5 protein-coding genes and 1 pseudogene are annotated in these 3805 nt (G+C 67.4%); all 6 read left to right on the forward strand.

Annotated features, from left to right (window positions below):
* Nucleotides 1–305, forward strand: a pseudogene (locus AB3X43_RS03050) (beta-ketoacyl-ACP synthase II); the annotation flags it as partial.
* A 30-nt stretch (nt 306–335) separates the two neighbouring features.
* Entirely contained in the window at nt 336–818 is a 483-nt protein-coding gene (locus AB3X43_RS03055; RefSeq protein WP_369428414.1) for a hypothetical protein, read from the forward strand.
* On the forward strand, nt 811–1419 hold the full coding sequence (gene rpoE, locus AB3X43_RS03060) for an RNA polymerase sigma factor RpoE (protein WP_369428415.1): 609 nt from the start codon (nt 811–813) through the stop codon (nt 1417–1419). Before AB3X43_RS03055 ends, rpoE begins: the two co-directional genes overlap by 8 nt.
* Nucleotides 1420–1444: 25 nt before the next feature.
* Nucleotides 1445–2083, forward strand: a complete 639-nt coding sequence (locus tag AB3X43_RS03065; RefSeq protein WP_369428416.1) for a sigma-E factor negative regulatory protein — start codon at nt 1445–1447, stop codon at nt 2081–2083.
* On the forward strand, nt 2080–3138 hold the full coding sequence (locus AB3X43_RS03070) for a MucB/RseB C-terminal domain-containing protein (protein WP_369428417.1): 1059 nt from the start codon (nt 2080–2082) through the stop codon (nt 3136–3138). The genes AB3X43_RS03065 and AB3X43_RS03070 overlap by 4 nt, the downstream gene beginning before the upstream one ends.
* A gap of 62 nt (nt 3139–3200) precedes the next feature.
* Nucleotides 3201–3805 (forward strand): trypsin-like peptidase domain-containing protein (locus AB3X43_RS03075; RefSeq protein ID WP_369428418.1); only part of this gene is annotated, 605 nt, incomplete at its 3' end.

The raw sequence follows: 3805 nt of genomic DNA on the forward strand, positions 1-3805 counted from the left end.
ACGCCAACGAGACCAACGCGATCAAGCTCGCCTTCGGCGACCACGCGAAGAAGCTCGTGGTGAACTCCACCAAGTCGATGACCGGTCACTTGCTGGGTGGCGCCGGTGGCATCGAATCGGTGTTCACAGCGCTCGCGCTGCACCACCAGATCTCGCCGCCGACGATCAACCTCCTCAACCAGGATCCGGCGTGCGATCTCGACTACTGCGCGAACACCGCACGCGAGATGCGCATCGACGTGGCCGTCAAGAACAACTTCGGCTTCGGCGGCACCAACGGCACGCTGGTGTTCCGGCGCGTCTGAGTACGTTCACCACCGCACCGAGGGTTGGCGATGCACCATGCGCCCGCCCTCGCACTGACTCTGCAGCCCGATCGCCTGTGGCTGCGCGTCATCCGGACATTCAGCCTGTCCGCGCTGCTCGCCGCAGGGGTCTGGCTGGCCTGGCACGCCACGCAGACCGGTATGCCGACCGGGACCATGCTGCTGCTGCCGGCCCTGTGCAGCCTGCCCGCGCTCTGGCTGCTCGGCACGGCCGCTGCGGTCGGCTGCGACTTGTCGTGGTGCCCGGAAGAGGCGCGATGGTGCCTGCAACCGCATCCTTCGAACGGCCAGACCAGCCCGCCGCGACCAGGCCGGATCGAGTGTGTCGCCGACGGCACGCACTGGATGCTGCTGCGCCACACCGGCCGCGGCATCCCATCGGTCTGGCTGTGCGTGTCGCGCCGCGCGCACCCTGGCTGCTGGCATGCCCTGCGCTGCGCCATATTCAGCCCCGGCGTCCACATCGAACCGGTGCCTGTTCCCGATGAGTGATGACGCCGACCAGCTGCTTGTTGAACGCATCAAGCGCGGCGACATGCAGGCCTTCGAGATGCTGGTGGTCAAGTACCAGCGGCGCATCGAGCGCCTGATCGGCCGCTTCGTGCGCGACGTGGACCTGGTGCCGGATCTCGCGCAGGAAACCTTCATCCGCGCCTACCGGGCCATCCCGCAGTTCCGGGGCGAAAGTGCCTTCTACACCTGGCTCTACCGCATCGCCGTCAACACCGCCAAGAAGGCGCTGTCGGACATGAAACGTGATCCGGTGCTGACGGAAAGCGCACTGGCATCGACTTCGGACGAAGACGATGAAACTAACCGTCCCCGACACGAACTAAGCCATGACGAGACACCCGAGGCGCTGATGGCCAGCCGCGAAATCGCGAGCACGGTCAACAACGCCATCGAAGCCTTGCCGGAAGATTTGCGTCAAGCGATTCTCCTGCGCGAAGTCGAAGGTCTCTCGTATGAAGAGATTGCCTTGGCCATGGCGTGTCCGATCGGCACGGTTCGCTCGCGGATCTTCCGCGCCCGCGAAGCGATTGCCGTGAAGCTGCGCCCCTTGCTGGATACGAAACAGGGTCAGCGCTGGTGATGCGCGGCCTTGCCTGGAGTGCCTGATGATCGAACCCGATCTGCCCGAGGACCGGACCCGCGCCCGGGAACAACTGTCGTCGCTGATGGATGGTGATGCTGCATCCGACAGCGTGGCGCATGCCTGCCGCCAGTGGCGCGAGGAGGCCGACACCCGTGCCCAGTGGCACGCCTACCACCTGATCGGTGACGTGCTGCGCTCGGAAGACCTCTCGCAGCGCAGCGCGGGAGACGCCGATTTTCTGCGCGGCGTGCGCGAACGCCTGGCCAGGGAGCCGATCGTGCTGGCCCCGACGTCCATGCAGGTGCCGGCTGCTGCGGCCGTCGAGGCTGTCGTCGAACAGGTGGCACAGACCGCAGGTGGCCGCCGGTCACGCTTCCATCTTCGCCGCTGGGTGGCCCCGGTCGGCATGGCCGCAGGCGTGGCACTGGTCGCCGGCGCCGTGCTGGTGACACGACCGGGCAATCGGCTGACCGACCTGACGATGGCCTCGGTGACCCGCGTCGAGCCGACCCAGGCACCTGTCGATCTGCAGCCCCCCCTGACGGACGCCGAACTGGTGCGCTACCTCGACGCGCACCAGCAATTCCCCGGCACACCCGCTCTCGGTCCGGCCCCGGGCTTCCTGCGCAGCGCCGCCTACGAGCCGACGCCATCGCGATGAGCGCGCCCTCGGTCGCACGGCATCGCATCCGCTGGAAAGCCACGGTCGCGCTGGCAGGAGGGGCACTGGTTGGTCCGTCATCGGTGGTCTGGGCGGCCAGTCAGCCGCAGGACATGCTCGCTGTCGTGAAGCGCATCCAGGAAGCAGCCCAGCGACGCAGTTTCGTGGGCACGTACGTGGTCAGCCACGGCGGTCACATGACCAGCTCACGCATCACCCATTTCTGCGATGGCCACGACCAGATCGAACGGATCGAGGCCCTCGACGGCCAGATGCGGCAGGTCTACCGCCACAACGACACCGTGCACGTGCTCTGGCCCGGCAGCCGCACCGCGCTGATCGAGCAGCGCGAACTCGTCGGCCGCTTCCCTGCCCCGCTGCAGCCAGGAGACGGGACGCAGCTGGAGCAATACGAACTGCAGACCGGCGGTGACGAACGGGTCGCTGGCCACGACGCACAGGTGGTTCTCTTCAAGCCCCGCGATGCCTTGCGGTATCCGCGGCGTCTGTGGATGGAGCGGCGGACCGGCCTGCTGCTGCGCTCCGATCTGCTCAACGAGCGTGGGGAGGCCCTGGAGTCGGCCTCGTTCTCCGAGCTGCAGTTCAATGTCCGGCTCTCCGCGCAGACACTGCTCCAGGAGATGAACCGGCTCGACGGCTACAAGGTGAGCAAGCCGGTCTACCTGCCCACGAGCCTGGACAGCGAAGGCTGGACGATGCACCCACCGGTGGCAGGCTTCGAGACCTTGCAGGTCGTCCGGCGGCCCATGGCCCCCTGGATCGCACGGTCTGCGGCCTCCGGCGTGTCGGAAACCGCCGGGCCGGCAGACAACGCCATGGTCCTCCAGGCGGTCTACAGCGACGGGCTGACGCACGTCTCGGTCTTCATCGAACCTTTTGTGGCCACCTTGCACAAACGCGAAATGCCCGCAACTGTCGGCAGCACCAGCGCGCTCAGCCATCGGCAGGGCGACTGGTGGATCACCGCGGTCGGCGCCGTGCCGGTCGCGGCGCTGCAGCAGTTCATCGGCAGCCTGGAGCGGCGCAAGCCCTGACGGCCACACGCCGACAACCTCCGTTTCACACTGTCTTCTCTCCGCCCGCACTGGAACATTCGATGCCCGAGTTCAATGTCCGACACGCTTCACGGCGCTGGCTGGTAGCCGGCGCCGCATTGATCACCTCCGTCGGCCTGACCGCCACCCTGGTCAGCCACCGCGACGCCACCGCGCAGTCCTCGCTGGCCGCGACAACCTCTGCCGCACAGGCGGCCACCGGTGCGCCGCTGGTGCGCGGCTTGCCCGACTTTGCCGATCTCGTCGAGCAGGTCGGACCGGCCGTCGTCAATATCCGCACATCGACCAAGGTGGCCGCCAGCACGGCGCAGGGACCACAAGGTGGCGGCGCCCCCGACGCGGAGATGCAGGAATTCTTTCGCCGTTTCTTCGGCATCCCGATTCCGCGCCAGCAGGATCCACGGCGCGGCCAGCCCCAGCAGCCGCCCGATGAGGGAGAAGGCGACGGCAGCGGCAGTGCACCCCGTGGCGTCGGCTCGGGTTTCATCGTCGCCGCAGACGGTCTCGTGATGACCAATGCCCATGTCGTCGACGGTGCGGACGAGGTCGTCGTGCGGCTGACCGACAAGCGCGAATTCAAGGCCAAGGTGGTCGGCGCCGACAAGCGCACCGACGTGGCCGTTCTCAAGATCGAGGCCACCGGCCT

The sequence above is a fragment of the Sphaerotilus sp. genome (assembly GCF_041083715.1).
In the GTDB taxonomy this organism is placed as follows: domain Bacteria; phylum Pseudomonadota; class Gammaproteobacteria; order Burkholderiales; family Burkholderiaceae_C; genus Sphaerotilus.

What these genes read in the sequence shown, in the direction of transcription:
- AB3X43_RS03055 (WP_369428414.1), top strand. Translation starts at nt 336, where the DNA reads ATGCACCATGCGCCCGCCCTCGCACTGACTCTGCAGCCCGATCGCCTG.
- rpoE (WP_369428415.1), top strand. Translation starts at nt 811, where the DNA reads ATGAGTGATGACGCCGACCAGCTGCTTGTTGAACGCATCAAGCGCGGC.
- AB3X43_RS03065 (WP_369428416.1), top strand. Translation starts at nt 1,445, where the DNA reads ATGATCGAACCCGATCTGCCCGAGGACCGGACCCGCGCCCGGGAACAA.
- AB3X43_RS03070 (WP_369428417.1), top strand. Translation starts at nt 2,080, where the DNA reads ATGAGCGCGCCCTCGGTCGCACGGCATCGCATCCGCTGGAAAGCCACG.